Genomic DNA, 352 nt, shown 5'->3' on the forward strand with positions numbered 1-352 from the left:
GTGCCTCAATGCCGAAGTTTGGCTGTACGATCGCATGTCGGAACAGCCGGAGGCGTGGAAAAAGAGCCGCGAATTCCGTCAGGCGCTGATCAACCAGTTCGTGATCGCGGGGCTGCACGATACATATCCGTTCAATGAGTTCGTGCCGCCTGCCGGGAACGAAGATGATGCGTTGGCGGCGCGGGCTTTTCGCGAGTACTTGCACGAGGTCAAATACCGCAACCCGCGTCGGCTGAAGTGGATTCGCGACGTTGCGGCCCGGCCCTTGCGCGGAGAGCGTGCATGAAGTTCGAGGACTGGATGGAATCGTTGAGCATCAAGCTCAATGGGCGCGCTCTGAACCAACATGAGC

At 59.1% G+C, this 352-nt stretch carries 1 protein-coding gene; it reads left to right on the forward strand.

Features of this window, described 5'->3' with window-relative positions:
* A partial coding sequence (locus AC1RPG_RS08465) for a hypothetical protein (RefSeq protein ID WP_481762545.1) occupies window positions 1-286 on the forward strand: 286 nt, incomplete at its 5' end.
* Window positions 287-352: the final 66 nt, after the last annotated feature.

The sequence above is a fragment of the Dellaglioa sp. CoH-57-MRSF-18 genome (assembly GCF_056781995.1).